General features: G+C 48.8%; 16 protein-coding genes. 7 read left to right on the top strand and 9 right to left on the bottom strand.

What is annotated here, in order from left to right; all coding sequences use genetic code 11:
* Positions 1 to 12: 12 nt before the first annotated feature.
* Positions 13 to 1,317 (top strand): porin, encoded by a 1,305-nt coding sequence (locus ACXAH4_RS08620; RefSeq protein WP_474881503.1) that lies wholly within the window; start codon positions 13 to 15, stop codon positions 1,315 to 1,317.
* Positions 1,318 to 1,394: 77 nt separating this feature from the next.
* Here ACXAH4_RS08620 and ACXAH4_RS08615 read toward each other — a convergent pair whose 3' ends face one another.
* The 3 genes from ACXAH4_RS08615 to ACXAH4_RS08605 all read right to left on the bottom strand — a co-directional run bounded on the left by ACXAH4_RS08615 (position 1,395) and on the right by ACXAH4_RS08605 (position 4,386).
* On the bottom strand, positions 1,395 to 2,147 hold the full coding sequence (locus ACXAH4_RS08615) for a copper resistance protein B (RefSeq protein WP_474881501.1): 753 nt from the start codon (positions 2,145 to 2,147) through the stop codon (positions 1,395 to 1,397).
* The gene (locus ACXAH4_RS08610) at positions 2,140 to 3,891 is read right to left on the bottom strand and encodes a copper resistance system multicopper oxidase (protein ID WP_474881499.1); all 1,752 of its coding nucleotides are present in this window, start codon (positions 3,889 to 3,891) and stop codon (positions 2,140 to 2,142) included. Before ACXAH4_RS08610 ends, ACXAH4_RS08615 begins: the two co-directional genes overlap by 8 nt.
* A 63-nt stretch (positions 3,892 to 3,954) precedes the next feature.
* Entirely contained in the window at positions 3,955 to 4,386 is a 432-nt protein-coding gene (locus tag ACXAH4_RS08605; RefSeq protein ID WP_474881498.1) for a hypothetical protein, read from the bottom strand.
* 127 nt (positions 4,387 to 4,513) lie between these two features.
* Between ACXAH4_RS08605 and ACXAH4_RS08600 the strand changes: the two genes are divergently transcribed.
* Positions 4,514 to 4,642, top strand: a complete 129-nt coding sequence (locus ACXAH4_RS08600) for a hypothetical protein (RefSeq protein ID WP_474881496.1) — start codon at positions 4,514 to 4,516, stop codon at positions 4,640 to 4,642.
* A 4-nt stretch (positions 4,643 to 4,646) separates the two neighbouring features.
* On the opposite strand, the gene ACXAH4_RS08595 is transcribed toward ACXAH4_RS08600, so the two are convergent.
* Together ACXAH4_RS08595 and ACXAH4_RS08590 are read right to left on the bottom strand one after the other, a co-directional pair.
* Positions 4,647 to 5,870 (bottom strand): MFS transporter, encoded by a 1,224-nt coding sequence (locus ACXAH4_RS08595; RefSeq protein WP_474881495.1) that lies wholly within the window; start codon positions 5,868 to 5,870, stop codon positions 4,647 to 4,649.
* Between the two features lie 42 nt (positions 5,871 to 5,912).
* Complete coding sequence (locus ACXAH4_RS08590) at positions 5,913 to 6,401, bottom strand: GAF domain-containing protein (RefSeq protein WP_474881493.1); 489 nt, start codon at positions 6,399 to 6,401, stop codon at positions 5,913 to 5,915.
* Between the two features lie 225 nt (positions 6,402 to 6,626).
* On the opposite strand from ACXAH4_RS08590, the gene ACXAH4_RS08585 reads away from it, so the two are divergent.
* Positions 6,627 to 9,515 (top strand): response regulator, encoded by a 2,889-nt coding sequence (locus ACXAH4_RS08585; protein ID WP_474881491.1) that lies wholly within the window; start codon positions 6,627 to 6,629, stop codon positions 9,513 to 9,515.
* A 2-nt stretch (positions 9,516 to 9,517) separates the two neighbouring features.
* On the opposite strand, the gene ACXAH4_RS08580 is transcribed toward ACXAH4_RS08585, so the two are convergent.
* The 3 genes from ACXAH4_RS08580 to ACXAH4_RS08570 all read right to left on the bottom strand — a co-directional run bounded on the left by ACXAH4_RS08580 (position 9,518) and on the right by ACXAH4_RS08570 (position 13,320).
* Positions 9,518 to 10,042, bottom strand: a complete 525-nt coding sequence (locus tag ACXAH4_RS08580) for a response regulator transcription factor (protein ID WP_474881489.1) — start codon at positions 10,040 to 10,042, stop codon at positions 9,518 to 9,520.
* A complete protein-coding gene (locus ACXAH4_RS08575; RefSeq protein WP_474881487.1) occupies positions 10,042 to 11,103 on the bottom strand; it encodes a hypothetical protein in 1,062 nt (353 codons plus the stop codon). The genes ACXAH4_RS08580 and ACXAH4_RS08575 overlap by 1 nt, the downstream gene beginning before the upstream one ends.
* Positions 11,104 to 11,211: 108 nt before the next feature.
* Positions 11,212 to 13,320: a TonB-dependent receptor plug domain-containing protein gene (locus ACXAH4_RS08570; RefSeq protein WP_474881485.1), complete on the bottom strand. Its 2,109-nt coding sequence runs from the start codon at positions 13,318 to 13,320 to the stop codon at positions 11,212 to 11,214.
* Positions 13,321 to 13,592: 272 nt separating this feature from the next.
* Here ACXAH4_RS08570 and ACXAH4_RS08565 point away from each other — a divergent pair, with 272 nt between their 5' ends.
* Positions 13,593 to 14,123 carry a hypothetical protein gene (locus ACXAH4_RS08565; protein WP_232373517.1) on the top strand — a complete coding sequence of 177 codons (531 nt, stop codon included), beginning with the start codon at positions 13,593 to 13,595 and terminating at the stop codon, positions 14,121 to 14,123.
* A 412-nt stretch (positions 14,124 to 14,535) separates the two neighbouring features.
* Positions 14,536 to 14,922, top strand: a complete 387-nt coding sequence (locus ACXAH4_RS08560) for a response regulator transcription factor (RefSeq protein WP_474845554.1) — start codon at positions 14,536 to 14,538, stop codon at positions 14,920 to 14,922.
* A gap of 58 nt (positions 14,923 to 14,980) precedes the next feature.
* On the opposite strand, the gene ACXAH4_RS08555 is transcribed toward ACXAH4_RS08560, so the two are convergent.
* Complete coding sequence (locus ACXAH4_RS08555) at positions 14,981 to 15,967, bottom strand: endonuclease/exonuclease/phosphatase family protein (protein WP_474881483.1); 987 nt, start codon at positions 15,965 to 15,967, stop codon at positions 14,981 to 14,983.
* A 262-nt stretch (positions 15,968 to 16,229) separates the two neighbouring features.
* On the opposite strand from ACXAH4_RS08555, the gene ACXAH4_RS08550 reads away from it, so the two are divergent.
* Positions 16,230 to 16,832 (top strand): BON domain-containing protein, encoded by a 603-nt coding sequence (locus tag ACXAH4_RS08550; protein WP_474868647.1) that lies wholly within the window; start codon positions 16,230 to 16,232, stop codon positions 16,830 to 16,832.
* A 406-nt stretch (positions 16,833 to 17,238) separates the two neighbouring features.
* On the top strand, positions 17,239 to 17,406 hold the full coding sequence (locus ACXAH4_RS08545) for a hypothetical protein (RefSeq protein WP_474881481.1): 168 nt from the start codon (positions 17,239 to 17,241) through the stop codon (positions 17,404 to 17,406).
* Positions 17,407 to 17,410: the final 4 nt, after the last annotated feature.

The raw sequence follows: 17,410 nt of genomic DNA, 5'->3' as shown, positions 1-17,410 counted from the left end.
CATAGAGTTTTTATGAAGCATCCTTTATTCGTCCGAACAGCGCTTACGCTTTCTGTAGCCGGACTGTTCTCTTCTTCTGCTTTCTCTGCAGGTTTTCAGGTCAATGAACACAGTGCGAACGGACTGGGTCGCGCTATGGCGGGTCAGGCTGCAAAGCCGGAAAACGCTTCTGTGCTGGCAACTAACCCGGCTGCTATCACCGCGTTTGATAAAGCACAATTCAGCGCCCAGGTCAGCTACCTTGACCCCGAAGTAGATATCCGGGGTGATATGACCACCTCAGTAGGCGGCGCAACCATTACCAGCGATGCCAGTGCTGAAGACATTGCTGAATCAGCCGTCATTCCTTCCATTTTTTACGCTGCGCCGGTTAACGATAAGTTCTCCTGGGGCATTGGTTTATTTACCAGCTACGGCCTGTCGACAGATTACAGCGATGATTACAATGCGCTGCATTATGCAGATGAAGCTGAGATCATCTCTTTTACTGTAAATCCGGCTGTCGCCTGGAAAGCAACGGACACGTTGAGTCTGGGACTTGGCCTGAATGTTACCTATGCCGATGCGAAAATCAGTACCTCTATTCCTCAGGTCTTCGGCCAGGTGATGGGCAATCCGGCGCTGGGCAACCTGACTATTGTCGAAATGGCCGGAGATGATATCGGCTATGGCTGGAACGCCGGTGTGTTCTGGCAACCGGCTGACGGCACGAATGTGGCGTTAAGTTATCGTGCTGAAACACAGCTGGAACTGGCCGGTGAAATTAAGTCAGATCTGGGTGTGCTGATCCCTGAAGTTGCTGAGCTGTATAATCAGGGCGGTAGCCTGGATTTGAATTTCGCTGCAGTCACTGAGCTGGCCATCGATCAAAAAATTGATGAGCAATGGTCTGTGCAGGCCAGTGTGAATTACACAGACTGGAGCACCTTTGATAAGCTGGAAGCGAATCTGGACAGTGGCTATGATTTGCTGCTCAAAGAAGAAGATTTTGAAGATACCTGGCGCTGGAGTGCAGGTGTTACTTATCAGTATGATGAGAAGCTGACGCTGCGTGCCGGTTATGCTTATGATGAAGGTGCTGTGAGTTTTGCACACCGTTCACTGAGCATTCCGGACACAGATCGTCACTGGGTAAGTGCCGGAGCAACCTGGGCGCTGACTGATGACACCAGTGTGGATATGGCCTACGTGTATATCAAAGGACGTGAAGCGGCGGTATCTCAGCAACGTGCAATCGGCTCCATTGTCAGCGATCTTACCGCTACAGAGCATGCGAAAGCGCAAATTCTGAGCGTACAGATTAATACCGCATTTTAACCGGCCGGGGCATCAGCCCGGGCGGCATATTCAGATACTAAAAGCACAGCAGCAACGGCCGCTGTGCTTTTTTATTGTCAGAACCAAATCCGCGCGCCGGCAATAAAGCCGAATTCGGACGTGTCTTCACCGTATGCAGCGGTTGTGTTCGCAGTTTGTCCTAACTGCTTTTGCCAGTAAACACCAAAGTATGGTGCAAATTCCCGCACCACTTCCTGACGGTAACGCAAGCCGAACCGTACGGATTCAACACCGGCCTCTCTGCCAAAGCGCTCTGAATCTGTCAGGTTGGTGTTCACCGTAAACCTGGGTTGAAGATAACTGGTTTGTGTCAGCAAAAAGTCATATTCAAACTCGTTAAGCCACTGAACCTCACCGTCTTCATTAATAAGCAAACTGGAGTCGGTTTCAAAGTAGTAAGGCGCAAGGCCAGTCAGACTGAATACTGCATAGTGCTCGGCGTTCTCCCCGGACGACATCTCGCCTTTCAGACCTAGGCCGGCCTGCAGTGACCAGAAGGATGAAATCATGTAGCTGTAGCTGATATCTGTTCTTTCAAGGTCGGTGGGGTGACCATCGTTTTGCTGATTTTCGCCCTCAGTCCTTAACACAACGCGGTGATAATCGCCGCCGTACCAGGCGGTGGCATCCCAGGTAAACACATTTTCTTTATCTGTATTACGGGATAATTCCAGCCTGTCGAGCATGACTTGCCAGGCTGCCATTTCCATCATCGGTGAAGGCCAGTCTGATTTATCCTCTGCCATTGCGCAGGTTGAGAATGTAATACTGCTGAGCACAGCAGCGGCTAAAAGATTGTGTTTAATCATGATGATGCCCTCCGTGCTGAACACTGACTACCCTGAACATGCCGGCTTCCATGTGATAAAGCAGATGGCAGTGGAATGCCCAGTCACCCATAGCATCCGCGGTGATAAGTAACGACACTTTTTCTGAGGGTTTTAAGCTGATGGTATGTTTTCGCGGACGGGGATACTGACCATTTTCCAGTTCCATCCACATACCATGTAAATGGATAGGGTGGTCCATCATAGTATCGTTTACCAGCACCAGCCTTAACCGTTCTCCGTGGCGAAACACTACCGGTCCGTCAACCTCGCTGAACTTTTTGCCGTCAAATGACCACATGTAGCGCTGCATGTTTCCGGTAAGGTGAAGTTCGAGGTTACGGGACGGTTCCCGTTCGTCCCCCCAGGTTTGAGCACCGGTGAGATCTTTATAAACGAGTACCCGGCGACCGTCATTACCCAGGCCGATGCCGGGTTCGTCCAGTCTTGAACGGGGATTCGCCGCAATCATCGCTGCCCCCGGACCGTGTCCGTCCGCGTCGTGATGGATGGCAATATCATCGACGGCAGGTTTGCCGCTGCCCTTCATGTCGTGACCTGCGTGCTTCATTGCGCTGTGATCCATATTTCCATGGCTCATTTGGCTATGATCCATGCTCATGGCATCCATACCGCGTTCAGTAATCGTCCGGCGGGGAGGGACGGCGGCGCTCATTCCGGGCCGTGGCGCGAGCGTGCCGCGAACAAAGCCGCTGCGATCATAGCTTTCGGCAAAGAGGGTATAAGCTTTGTTCTCTTTGGGCTGCACAATGACATCGTAACTTTCTGCAATGGCAATACGGATTTCATCAACGGTGACAGGTTTTACCGGCTGACCGTCGGCCGCGACAACCGTCATTTCCAGCCCCGGAATACGAAAACCGAAATAGGTCATGGCGGAACCGTTCACCAGCCGCAGCCTGACTTTTTCACCCGGATTAAACAGAGCCTCCCAGTTCATCACCGCATCCCGACCATTCATCAGGTAGGTATATGCACTGGCTGACACATCAGCAATATCCCTGGGATCCATCCGCATGCTGTTCCACATACTGCGAACATGCCATGTATCGGCTAGGCCTTGTTCTTCCACATCTTGTAACGTGTCGAAAATGGTCCGCTTCTGGTAGTTGTAATAACCTTCAGATACTTTAAGTTTGCGGAATATTTCGTGAGGATCTTCAAAGGTCCAGTCTGACAGCAGGATCATATGTTCCCTGTCGGCACCAATATCGCCGTCAGCGGGATGAATAACCAGTGGGCCAAGATGCCCAATCTGTTCCTGTAAGCCCGAGTGGCTGTGGTACCAGTAGGTACCGCTTTGTTGCAAATCAAATTCGTATCTGAAGGTTTCGCCCGGCTTGATGCCGGCAAAGGATAAGCCCGGCACACCGTCCATGTTGGCGGGTAAAATGATGCCGTGCCAGTGGATTGACGTGTCTTCGCTGAGGGTATTAGTGACGTTAATCACTGCCCGTTCACCTTCGCGAAAACGCAGTAGTGGTCCCGGCATCTGACCGTTGATGGTAATGGTGTTATTTTTCTTGTTGCCAAAAGAAAATGTTTGCTGGCTGATCTTCAGATTAACTTCATTATTACTGGTCTGAAATTCAGTGTTCCCCTGAGCAACAGCCCAACGGGGGGCGGCCTGATATAATGCCATCGCTGACATTGAGGTCACCGCGCCGCAAAGAAAACGACGACGTGACGAATCCTGGTTGTTCATAGCTATTTCCGGTTAAAAAAGTAATGTCCGCCTGCATGCAATGCAGGCGGTGTTTAACTGTAATTAACTTAACCGGATAGGGGGCTTGAAGGGCGGACCACCATGAGCAGTCAGCGGTTCTGATATGGAGCTAGTGGTATCATTCAACACAACTGCTGCGGTAAAGTGCGTAAAGTGAGACAGCACGAACAGGCTACCGTGGCACATGGAGACATCACATTGACACTCCTGTTTACAGCAATCTTCCTGAGTCATACCAGACATCATTACATCAGGCTCTGAATGTGCCTGCAGGTGGCCGGTCATATTTATTTGTACAGTTTGCATAGCATGGTGTCGCGCAGCATCATGCACATTGCCTTGCGCGTTCATAGTGAACACACCAAGCAGACAAACCATTAAAAATGCAGTGAAGACTTTCATCAGGGGAATAAATTGTTCCTGTTCATTTACCTTTTCAGCATATAACGGTCGCCGGATGCTATGCAAGAACATACACGGAATCATGCGACTCTGATGCAGGATTTTACGGCGGGCAGCTTCATTCTAAAGTTTAATGTTTAAAAATTGTTAATGTGTGGTAAATTTAGGTGGTTGATAACCAAGAAACGGGAAGTCCTCTATGAACCACCGTATTGATAAAATGAAAAACTATCTGAAAGATTGTGTGTCTGATCCGGTACTGTATTGTTTTGCTGCGGGTCTGATGATGCTGCTTATTGTGGAACATAATCTGGTGATCAATCTTTAAAGCCTCAGGCTTTTTCTTTCATATCCGTTGACGTCAGTTTTCTCAGTGAGGGGAATTGCCAGATTCCCCATCCAACCACACCAAAAGCCGTGATTGCTCCAATCAGTGCTGCGCCGGCGGGCCCTGCTGCGGCAGCTACCGTTCCCGCTCTGAAATCTCCCAGTTGATTTGATGAGGCAATGAAGATGGCGTTCAGCGCGCCTACACGTCCCCGTAGTGCATCTGGTGTATTATGTTGAATAACGGAGCCGCGGATAACCACGCTGAACATATCTGATGCGCCGTAAATAAATAAGCATGCGCAGGCTATCCAGATACTGGTCGTTTGCGAAAATACCAGTACAGAGCAGGCAAAGACAAACAGGGCAGAGAATAGTGTATAACCGGCGTGGCGGAAGTCGGTTTTAAATTTCGACAGATAAATGCCGATGAGTACCGCGCCGATAGCGGGCATGGCCCTCAGCATGCCCAGTCCTTGCGGACCAGTGTGCAGAATATCCGCGGCATAAACGGGTAACAATGCTACGACGGAACCGCCCAGCACGATGAGTAAATCCAGCGACAAACTACCCAGTACGATGGGATTTCGCTGCATGAAATGTACGCCTTCCCACAAGGCTTTTTTACTACGTTGTCCTCCGGTATTAGCAGGACCAATCGGGGGCAGAAACAAGAAACAGATGCTGATCACAAAGCAAATTACGCATACTGTCCAGTACACTTTAAAGTCCATTAACGTTATCAGCAGCCCGGCGACGAAGGGGCCGGCGGTTAATGCCAGATTCCAGACGGTGCTGGTAATCGCGATGGCTGCGCCAAGCCTGTCGGGGGGCACCAGGTTGGGCACAATGGCCTGCATGGACGGAGATATAAACGCTTTGACGGTGCCAAGTGCCATTAATAACGACAGTAAAACCCACTTATTAAAGTTTCCGTCGTGCATCTCAAAGGCGATACAAAGAATGATACCCAGCCAGCAAACGGCCCCGGATTGCAGTACCTTCTTACGGGACATATGGTCGGCAACCCAGCCGGTAAGGATAAAGAAAACATACACCGGGACGATTTGAAATAATCCTACCAGCGCCAGGTCGAAGGGATCTTTTGTAGCTTGATATAAATGCCAGCCAACAGCAGTGCCTAATATGGAGTCTATGACACTGAACAGCCCTCTGCCGGTGAGAAATGCGTAAAATCCGGGCGGAAAACGTCCTGATTGTCGTGTCATAGTATCCTTTACTGGTTGAGCATCCTTTTACGGAGCGATGACTTAACGTAGATGTTGGAAAATTATCTCTTCAATTTGTCTGCCAAGGTCCCGTAATACGTTGATATCCTGATCAGAAAACGTGCGGGGTGCGTCATAGATAACGCACAATGTACCCAGCTCGTAACCATCCGGGGATTTCAGGATCATGCCAGCATATGCCCGGATAAAGGGTTCACCCTTAACCAGCGGACTCCCTGCAAAGCGGTTGTCCTGTGTGGCATCAGGTACTATCAGGTATTCTTCTTCGGCAATGGCATAAGTACAGAAAGATACATTACGCGGGGTCTCAGTTTTATCCAGACATTGTCTGGATTTAAACCACTGGCGATCTTCTGCTATCAAACTGATTAGGCATATTTTACAGTCAAAATACGCTTGCGCGGCCTTAGTAATCGCATCTAACCGTTCATCCGGCTCAGTATCGAGAATTTTCAGGTCATGCAATGCTTTTAAACGGGCGTCTTCGTGGGGCAGAACGGGATAATCCATACAGGGGTCACATCAGATCCGCAAGGGACCGGCCAATGTTTGTTACGACAGGTATGGGATTCTATATTAACTCTGTCCGCTGAAGAATATTTTTTCTTTAAATTTGAACTATAGTATAGAGACTATGTTTTAATGCGTTACGCTGAACACTATTTACGTGTGTAACATGTTGTGACAGCGGAAAAAGCAGGATTTTCTGAGGTGGAAGGTCAGGTAAAGGAATAGATGTTTAAAGTTCAGTCGCACATGCAAAAACTGCTGGCCACTTTTCTGGTCTCAACAGGCTATATATTGTTTGGGCTGCTCAGTATATGGGCTGCCATTCCGCCCGGTTTTGCTACGGTAGTCTGGCCCGCTGCCGGCCTCGGCCTGCTGGCCGTACTTTTGCTTGGCCCGTTTGCATTGTTTGGTGTGTTTGCTGGTGCTGCAGTTCTTAATTTCATTGTATCTTTAAACTATGCCGGCGGAGAGCCGTCATTGTTTGTTTCCGGTATGATGGGGGCGTTCGCGGCAACACAGGCGCTGGTCGGGCGGGTACTGATTGTCAGTGTCATTCCCGCGCCGGTTAATTTTGTGCGTCCTGCGGTGGTGGCGAAATTTTTATTGCTCGGAGCAATTATCAGCCCCTTAACCGGCGCCACTTTGAGTAATATTTTTCTCTGGGCACAGGGGGTTATTTCTGACCAGGACTGGTTTAAAAACTGGGTAAGCTGGTATATGGGCGATGCTATCGGCATCGTGTTTATCATTCCCTGGCTGCTGGTATTTACACCGAAAACCCTGTCTTCTCATGTATCCAAGTTCCGCTTTGTTTTTTATTCCCTGATCACTATTACTTCCTGCACGGCGCTGCTGGGTTGGCTGGTAACCAAAACGGAAATGGAAAAACACAAAGTTGAGTTCACTGTTAATGTGAACGTTCTTGAGCGTGCACTCAGCGGTGAACTGTCCAAAGTTTCGGATATCCTTCAGGCGCTGGCGGGGTTTGTCAGAATTCAGGAAGATGTCACCCCTTCAGAATACCGTGTCTTCACGCAGGATCTGCTGAAGCGAAACCCTTCAATTCACGGGTTATCGTGGAATGAAAGACTGGAGGGGCGGGAACTGAAGGCGTTTGAAACGGCTATGCAGGCGAGTTACGAGACCTTCGATCCCACCATTCATTTTGAAGTGAAAGGTCTGGATGCCAAAGAAGATATGGTGGCGGTAGATAACCGTGATACCTACGTAATCGTGTCGTTTATTGAGCCTATGACGGGCAACATAAAAGCACTGGGGCTGGATGTTTATTCACAAATATCCCGCAGGAAAGCGCTGGATAACGCGTGGTCCAGCCATCGTTTATTCCCCACTGCGCCTATCAACCTTGTTCAGGGAGACCGCTTTGAACCCGGCGTACTTATGTTCATGCCGGGCGGAAAAACTACAGGATCAAATCATGCCGGTTATGCCACTGCAGTTTTGAAAGCTCAGGAAATGATTGAGAATGCTTTTGGTGATTCTCTTTTGCCTACCCTGGGCGTACTGGTCTTTGACCCTGCGGCACCGCCCGGCCATTCCACCTTGTTCCGGCAAAACCTCTCCGGCGAAGATGTAGAGTTTCTGACTACAGGATGGAATAAGCTGGCACAAGACAAAGCGGGCTTCCTGGCTGAGCGTTTTCCGCTAAATGAGGTCAGAACAATTACTGTCGGAGGGCACAGTTGGGTGCTGCTGCAGGTGAGCGGCAGCAGCTTTCTTTATCAGCCCTGGGGCGTACATTTGCTGCTGGCAGGTTCTGTGTTGTTCGCCGGGCTGCTGGGCTGGTTCATTATTATTGTGGCCGGGCATACTGATGAAATTGAATATCAGGTCAAACGACGTACCCGTGATTTGACTCAGGCTAACAGCAGACTGGTTGAGTCAGAATATGCTCAGGCTGAGGCAGTTAAAGACGCAGAACGTTCAAACCGTGCGAAAAGTGAATTTCTGGCCAATATGAGCCATGAAATTCGTACGCCGCTGAACGCCATTCTGGGATTAAGCCGTTTAGGGCTGAACCAGGAACCGCCGGCCAATTTCCGTGACAAGTTCGAAAAAATTAATCATTCCGGCGAGCTGTTGCTGGGGATCATCAATGACATTCTGGATTTTTCCAAAATCGAAGCACAGAAGCTGGAACTTGAGGAACAAATTTTTTCTATTAAGGACATTATCAGCCAGTTGCGGGATTTGTTTCTTGAACAGGCAAAAGCAAAAGGTATTGAACTGCAATTCCGTTTTGACGGCAAACTTCGCCCCTGGCTTACCGGTGATTCGTTGCGGCTGCGGCAGATACTGGTGAACTTACTCAGCAATGCCATTAAATTCACCAGTGAGGGAAGTGTTACCCTGGTGTGCCGGTATGAAGATATCGACGATCATGAATGCTTGCTGGTAATTTCAGTGACAGACACCGGGATTGGCATGTCGGAAAGTCAGCAGAAGGTAGTCTTTGATGCCTTCACGCAGGCGGACTCTTCAACCAGCCGCAAATTTGGTGGTACAGGGCTGGGAATGACCATCAGCCATCGTCTGGCAACCGCCATGGACGGGAATATCTCAGTAACAAGCCGTCAGGGCGAGGGCACGACTTTTATAGTAAAACTGCCGTTTAAGTTACCTCAGCCACGGGAAATTGATGAGTTTAAAGCTGAGCGGGCACGGGTAAGAGACAACCTTGAAGGGGCTTTTAGCGGTCACGTATTACTGGTAGAAGATAACGAGATTAACCAGGAAGTGGTGGGTGAACAGTTACGTCACCTTGGACTGGATGTCACCATGGCAGATAACGGGGCGCTGGCTGTGGCTGCAACACGCCGCCATCATTTTGATATTATTTTAATGGATATTCAGATGCCGGTGATGGATGGCTATGAAGCGACCCGGCAAATCCGTGAGTCTGGCATCAATGTGCCGGTTATTGCTCTGACCGCTGCGGCCATGGTGGAAGACAAACGTAAAGCACTGGAATGTGGCATGGATGATCATTTAAGTAAGCCATTCCGGCAGGAAGAAATGTATGCGGCACTGACCAAATGGTTGAATGCATCAAAATCTACCCTGACGTCACCCCGTGACGACGGCAAGGGGTAATATTATTTACCCGGTGACATCTTTTGCAGTTTTCTTTGTAAAGTCCTGCGGTGCATTCCCAATGCCTTCGCTGTAGCGGAAATATTGTGTGCGTGATCGTGCAGGGTGCGCTGAATATGTTCCCACTCCGCCTGTGCCGGCGTCATCGGTGTCAGCGATTCTTTTTCATCTCCGGCTGACACCACCCCGAGGCGTTGCAAAATGGTCTGGAAAGAAACCGGTTTGGTTAAGTAGTCTGTGGCACCGCTTTTTATGGCCCGCACGGTGGTAGGAATGCTGGCGTATCCTGTCATCACAATCAGGTGTCGGGGGCAAAAGCGGGCGGCCAGCTGCTCAATAAAATCCAGTCCGGTTTCATCCTGCAACATCATATCGAGTAAAATTGCATAAACACCGGTTTGCTGGTGGTGCATGGCTTCACTGGCCGATGCAAAGCAATGTACGTTAAATTCTGTTTTGGTGGCAAACCGTCTGGCAAGCACTTGTGAAAGTCTGGGATCATCGTCAATGATAAAGATAGTCTGCATTATTGCTCTGCCGGCAAAATGACCGTGGTTTCAAGTGTGAGAGTGCCCCGGCTATCAATAATTTCCCAACTGACTTTGCCACCGAACCGCTCAATTGTTGCGTTTGTCAGCACACTGGCAACCCCGTTTCCTTTTTCGCTGTGAACAAGTTGCCGGCCGATGACCGGTGCGTGTTCAGGTGGCGCATTATTCAGCGGATTAGCTATCCGCAACGTCCATTGACCGGTGCTGACAACCTGAGTGATGCTCACGCCGTTGTCTGCTTCACCGGACGCTTCCTCACAGGCATTAACGACAATATTTGTAAGCGCAGGCAGCAGAGTGCGGTCAGCGTGAATATTGCAATCGCTATTACAGGTTTGCCAGTGAATAAGGGCTTCCGGTCTGGCAAGAGTCAGACTATGCCGTAATGCTTTGATTAATCCTGAACTGCGATAGGTTGTGGTGCGGGACTCTCTGACATCATCAGCCACTTCCCGCCAGTCAGATAACAAACCATTCAGTCTGCTGACCTGTTCACTGAGCTCTTTTATGAGTGCCGGATCCGGGCTGTCCCGCCATTCTTCCAGTAGTAAATTAATTGTCTGAACCGGCGTTGCAGCATCATGGGTAAGTTGTGCGGCGGCAGTGCCAATAGCCAGGAGTTGTTCATTTCTTAACTGAGTTTCTCTGAGCGCAACAATAGCCGCATTGCGCTTTCTTAACTGGCGGCGGTAATAAAAAATGATGGCTGCGATAAACACGCTGGTGCCGGCAAAACTCCACACCATATTGGCCGCATGCTGCGCCATACCATCATGATGAGAAGCAGGGGAAGCAAGCAGTTGTAATAACTGGGCACCGGTACTGATAAGCAATACCGCCGTGGCCAACCTGAAGGGAAGTTGTACCAGACCGGCGACAAGGGGGATCAGTAATATGATGGCGTAGGGATTACTGGCCGCACCGTTCAATCCAATAAGCCAGTTTATCAGCACGATTTCCAGCACCGTGCATACAAACAACGCTACGGCGTTCAGCCGGCGCTTTTCGGGTAGCAGGGTGAGCAAGATCAGTAGCATCAGCGTGGATTACCGCATTGTCTGTTATTCCGGCGTACTGCTTCTGCAGAGCGGGCCTGATTATAGAGTGCTCTGCGGCGTACAACCGCAGAGTATAAAGTGTTAAGTCTAAAACGCCAGTGTTACGCCAAGGTCAAAAGACCGCCCCCTTCCGGCAATCTGCGCGAAGCCCTGTTCCGGCGTTTGCTTAAATTGAGCAATGTTGACTCCGCCAGCGGGCTCTTCATACCAGGTATCCAGCAGATTATGGATGTCGAAGTGGAAAGTCATATTACCCTGTTGCCAGGCAGTAGACAGATGCAGCAGTGACCAGGCGTCAGTGGTGTTCTCATTCCGCCGGTTATCCACATCGTTTTTACTGCCTGTCCATTGCCAGGATAATGCACCGGAGAACGACGATATGGCATATTCCAGGCTCATAGTATTCTGTACCGGTATGATCTGGTAAAGATTGCCTTCTCCGTGACGGCGCTCACCTTGTTGCCAGCTGAACGCTGTTTTCCAGGTCAATGCCCCTGCTTCATTGTCAAACAGACGCTTCGATGCTTTTACATCAGCACCGGTAAGAGTAGCGTCTGTGTTCACAAATTGCAGAATGTTTCTCTGTCCCGCAGCGGACTCTGTGCGGTTGAAAGTACCGGTGACGTCGACGTCAATGTAGTCTGATACCCGCGTGTACCAGATACTCACTTCTGCTGCCCAGTCTGATTTTTCTGCTTGCCAGGACACCGAGGCTGTACTGGCGGTTTCAGGTGCAAGATTGATGTTGCCGATATAGCCGTTTCCGTCACCGAACCAGCCAATCATGGATGTGGCCATGGCGCTGGTTCCCCAGCTGTAGCGTTCATAAAGGTTAGGGGCGCGGTTCTTTCTTGCGATACCAAGGGTCAGGCTTTGATCGCCGGATAATTTGCGTGTAGCCAGCAACGTGGCGTCGAACAGTGTGTCAGACTGACTCCGGTCTGCTGAATTAAATGCGCTGGCTGCTGCCAGATTGTTTGCCATCATCATCCCGCTGCCCATGGACATGCCACCCATGGACATTCCATCCATGCTGCTGTTGACATATGCCTGAACTTCACCGGTATCCGTTGTGACATATTCAGCGCGCAGTCCCGCCTGGTACTGCCAGTCTTCATCAGCGGCGGACAACCATTCAGCCCAGGCTGCAAGGCGGTCCCGCTCCCCGTCATTAATGTTGATGTAGTCATTGGGGCCCATCATGGCTGAGCCTTCCACGGCAGGCCACCAGTCGTCCAGGCGATTGGCGTAATATTCCTGACCAAAAACAAAGGTACTGCTGTTGTCTGCCGGCATCGTCCACTTCAGCTTTAGTGCAGTGTCGTGGCTGTCTGTGTTCATTGGCATCATGCCTGTTTTCTCCGCCGTGAAGAAACCCATTTCATGGGTGGTATGACGGGTACTGGCGGTGGCATCCAGGGCAATATCTCCGAACTGTCGCTGGTACAGTGCCGTAATGCCTGTACTGGTATTGTCAGTCATGTCCATGTACTGGTTCGGGAAGCCCTGATAGGGGATACGCTGGTGAGAAATGCTCATTTGCAGGCGTTGTGATGCATCCTGATAACCACCACTCAGCAAATGGTTTGTGGCTTTATAAAGGGTATCAAGTACCAGGTTACCATGCCCGTCTTCGTAGCTTTCTGCTTTGGACTGATTTCCTGCATAGCTCAGATACCATGTGTCACTGGCAACAGTGGCATCAGCGCTCAGGGTTCTGCCATTGTCGTTGCTTTGATAAAAATACCCCAGCGACCCTTTCTCAAACGTTACCGTATCACTAGTATTGAATGCCGGTGTGAAAGTAGACAATGCAATAACCCCGGCAATATTGTCACCGCCGGCACTGACCGGAGATACGCCCGGTAAAACGGCAATGGTATTGACCTGATTGGCGGAAACATATGACAGAGGCGGGTTCATCTGGTTACCACAAGCTGCAGTAACAGGCACACCGTCGGTGAGTAGCTGAATGCGGTCACCCATCATACCGTTCATCACCGGTAATGCAGAGACACCGCCTGCTGCAGAAAACGTGATACCGGCTTGTGCCAGACGGGATGAGAGGTTCTCATCACCATGAAGATGAGGCTGGCGGGTGGTGACTTCGATGGTTTCCACCGGAGTTTCTCCGGCAGAAGCTAATGTACTGAGCAGTGTGGTTGCAGACAACACAGCATAGGGGAATGGTTTCACTTACATTTTCCGGTTATTAAATCCGGCGATAGTGTAACGGCGGCGTCGCAAAACCAACATGCGACAAATTGTCGCACATGTTCAAAAGTTAAGCGTTTGAGAAGTTTGGCGATATTTATTTAGCTTTACGGAAGATAAGCCCTTATTCAGGCTCAGAAATCATGTAACAATAGTCGTTCATCCGGTCCATCCTTGTCATACTAATGATTAGTTGCGGCTTTATCATATTGGTTATACGTTTCAGGTATAAAGTTATTCTGTAGGATATTGTAGTGTCTGATAATCTGGTTTCTGTTAAGACTCTCGATAAAGAGCAACTTAAACACGCAACAATTTTTTCCGGTATCAGCCCGAAGGCCATGCGCCGGGTGTTTGCTGCGTGGTGTATTTTTTGTGTTGTAGTCGCCATTATTGTGGTTATGGCTCCTGATTTATCTCAGGTTTTCCAACTTACCGTGTTTGGTGTACTGATTGCGTTTACGCTGGCCATGTTTGGTCAAAGCCGCATCGCTGAAGGCTGGCCGGCTGTACTTTCCAGTGACAATGAAATTTGTGTGATCCGCGACCCGCAAAAGCGGGAATTTATATGTGTGCCTGTCAGTCTGGTTACCGCAGCTGAACCGGCGCTGATAAAGCCAAATAAAAAAGCACTGGCGCTCATGCTGGATACGCAGCGGCTATCGGAAAACGATGTCAGTACCCTTAATCAGGCGGTCTGGCCACGGGACGACCGGTTGCTGGCTCTTGCGCACTTTATATCCCGCGATAAAGCATGCCGGAAAATTAATTCCTTCCTCTCCTGAGATCCATTTCTTCCGGTGCTTGCACAAAAAATGAGCAGGTGCCGGCGACTTGTCCCAATTTGGCCTGTCATGGGGACAATATTCACAGATAGAATTGTTTTTCAAATTTCATTAATGGTAATGTTGTCTTACCTTTGATCATGAAATTAGCACGCTTATTTCTTTAAGGTGTTGATATTTGGGGTTAATACTGATTTCGGTGGTATATAAAATTCGTAATAAACGCCGCTTATACAGAGATGGCGTGAATTCTGCAAAAGTAAATTCTGCAGATACACGTGCAGAAAGGTAGCAACTTTATTGCTGCACCTGTAGCACCAGTACAAATTAAATGTGCGTTTCCTTAAGTTTTAGGGTCTATGAGACCTGTCGCAGAAATGCGGACAGAGTGTGAAAACAGCAAGGAGGCAACATGACCCCCGGTACAATCTTACAAATTCTGGTCGTTGAAGACGATCCTGTGGTAGCAAGCCAGTTAACCTGCTTTTTGACCGGACTGGGATGGAAAGTGGATTTTGCTGCCAGCGGAAAGCTGGCTATCCGTCTGAGCAAGGCTCAGCGATACGACGCTATTCTGCTTGATGTGGCGATGCCGGATTTACCCGGTGCGGAAATACTGGCACAAATAAAACAAGCCTGTGATTCGCCGGTATTACTGATGAACCCCGGACAAGACCCCGCAGGTAACGCAGCCTTTGCCGCTGCAGATGACAGTGTTCCGGATCCTTCAGACTATCGTGACATTGTGAGTCGTTGTCAACGCTTTGCCACACAGGAACCGCTGGCAATCACAGCCTGACAAAATACCCTCAAAAGAGAGTTCATGGAAACCTGTAGCTGAAAAGCCACGGGTTTTTTTATGCCTGTTCAATTGATGGATCAGTTCTTAATCTCAGTGTTGTAAGTAAGGGAAAGTGGTCTGAGCCTACATCCGGCATTCTTTCTATTTTGATCAGTTCGAAATGTTCAGTATGAAAGACATGATCGAGGGGCCAGCGCAGCAACGGATAATCCGCATGGAAAGTGTTGAAGAATCCACGGCCACGACGGGGATCCAGCATGCCACTTATTTCTCTGAATTTTCGGGTCGTCGGTGACCATGCCACATCATTGAGGTCGCCGGTAACAATGGCCGGATGCTTTAACTTTGCCATTTCTTTTCCTACCCGTGTCAGTTCCTTATCCCTGGGTCCGGCAGATTTATTTTCTGTGGGACTTGGCGGTTTAGGGTGTACAAAATGGATTTTTACCTGAGTACCGGCCATTTTCTGCCAGATTTCCATAGACGGTACGTCATCTTCAATAATGAAACGGATTTTTTCGTTGCCGAAGGGACGCCGGCTATAAAGATGCATGCCGTAAAGATTTTCCAGCGGACAAGAGAGGCGATAGGGATAGTCATCGTGAAGGACCGACAATGCCTGCTCCCAGTCTTTGTTGCTTTCCAGCGTCACCAAAATATCCGGTTTACGTAGCCTGGTAAGATTAATCAGTGCGTCATAGTTATCGTTAGTCATTAATACATTGCTGGTGAGAATGCTTATTGTACGGTCGTCATCAGTTGCCGGTACCTGATTCACTTCTGTGCGCCATACCGGTGTGTAAGGGATTACCCAGGCAAGTTGATAGAGCAAAGCACAGACAGCACCGGCCTGCATGCACAGCGCCAGTAAGGGCGTTTCGATATACCAGTATGTCCAGACTAAGGTGAGCACAAGTAAAATAAACGCCTGCTGCAGACGGGGAAACTCCCACACGCGGATTAACCAGTGCTGGCCGGGTATGTGAGGCAGTATTGCAGCCACAATAAAGAAAAGGGTAATAATAGAGAGTACTGTTGTCATGGTTCGTCCGCTGAAATTACTGTCCGGAATCAAAATATTTAGCTTACTTATATAAAGACTTTCTGCCCGGTTCGATCAAACGAGGTGATTTCAGCAATTGTAAATGCAAGGTAAAAAATACGGGGTTCTGAGAAAAGTTTGCATGAAGGGAAAAAGTGAAAAATTATAGTTAACGATAAAAATTTATATTTTTCAGTTGTTTAACTTGATGGCATGAAGTTGGCTTCAGTTAGTTTGCTTGATAATTAAGGAGAGCAAAATTATGAAACGTTCAATTCTTTCACTGTTAGTAGCTGGTACATTAACTACTTCTGCTTTTGCAGGATCTATGGATACTGCGAACAAGTGGGAGGAAGGTGCCAAGGATGCCTGGATAGACGGCAAAGCTGAAGCAACATTACTGTTTAACGGTAATCTGAATTCTTTTGATATCAACACCGATGTTCAGGATGGCAAGGTTATTCTGACAGGTAAAGTTGATAACTCTGTCGATAAAAAGCTCGCGGAAGAGCTGGTAGCGAATATCGACGGCGTAACAGATGTTGATAACCAGCTGACCATTGTAGAAGAGCATGACTCTCAAGCTATGTCCGGCGATGACATGGATATGGACTCTGCAACCGGCAAACTGACAGATGCTAAAATCGCGACTGTTATCAAAACCCGTTTACTGATGGACTCTGACATTTCCGGTTTTGATATCGACGTGGATGTTGAGCAGGGCAATGTTACGCTTACCGGTACAGTAGACTCAGACGCTGAGCGTGACCTGGCCGTTGAGATTGCGAAAAACGCCACAGATGTTACAGACGTTGAAGACAACCTGAAGGTCGTTCAACAGAAAACAGCGATGAAAAGTGAATAATACTTTTTAACTGCATAATCCGGAAAGGGCTGAGTTATCTCAGCCCTTTTTTATTGCGTTCCGGTTGATGAATCCTGCTGAAAAGCTTTCCTTCCCGTCTGTGAAAATATTTCCCGCCTGTAGTAAAAAAAGTATCATTGTTTTTTCCGGTCCACGTAAATTGTGTGGGTGTAATCGCCCGAATCCCTTCCCTATGATTTTTATTCTATGATATTGAATTAATACTTAAGTCTAATAAATCAGTAGGTTACGAAAACGCCGGTCATGACGTTGAAGCACGGGGGGCTTTTACGGCGTTTCTGTAAGATCTTTAAAAATATGGCGCGGAAATTGGAATATTAAAAATAGTTGTGAGAGTAAATAAGTCATTTACCGGAATTCAATTCTACGCACGCAAGGGAGCAGTATGAAATTTCTGAAGACTAAACACCGTCCGTTACCGTCAACGTCATTTGAGCGTCTCATTCACTCGCAGCCAGTTTTTAACTGGTTCGATCGCTACGACAAACGTGACCACAAAGCCGGTAAGGCAACAACAGGTGCAGTGATGGCGGAGGCAGCGACCGCTAACTAAGTAC

The sequence above is a fragment of the Alteromonas sp. ABV2_168 genome (assembly GCF_056161165.1).
This window is presented reverse-complemented; position numbering and strand designations above follow the sequence as displayed.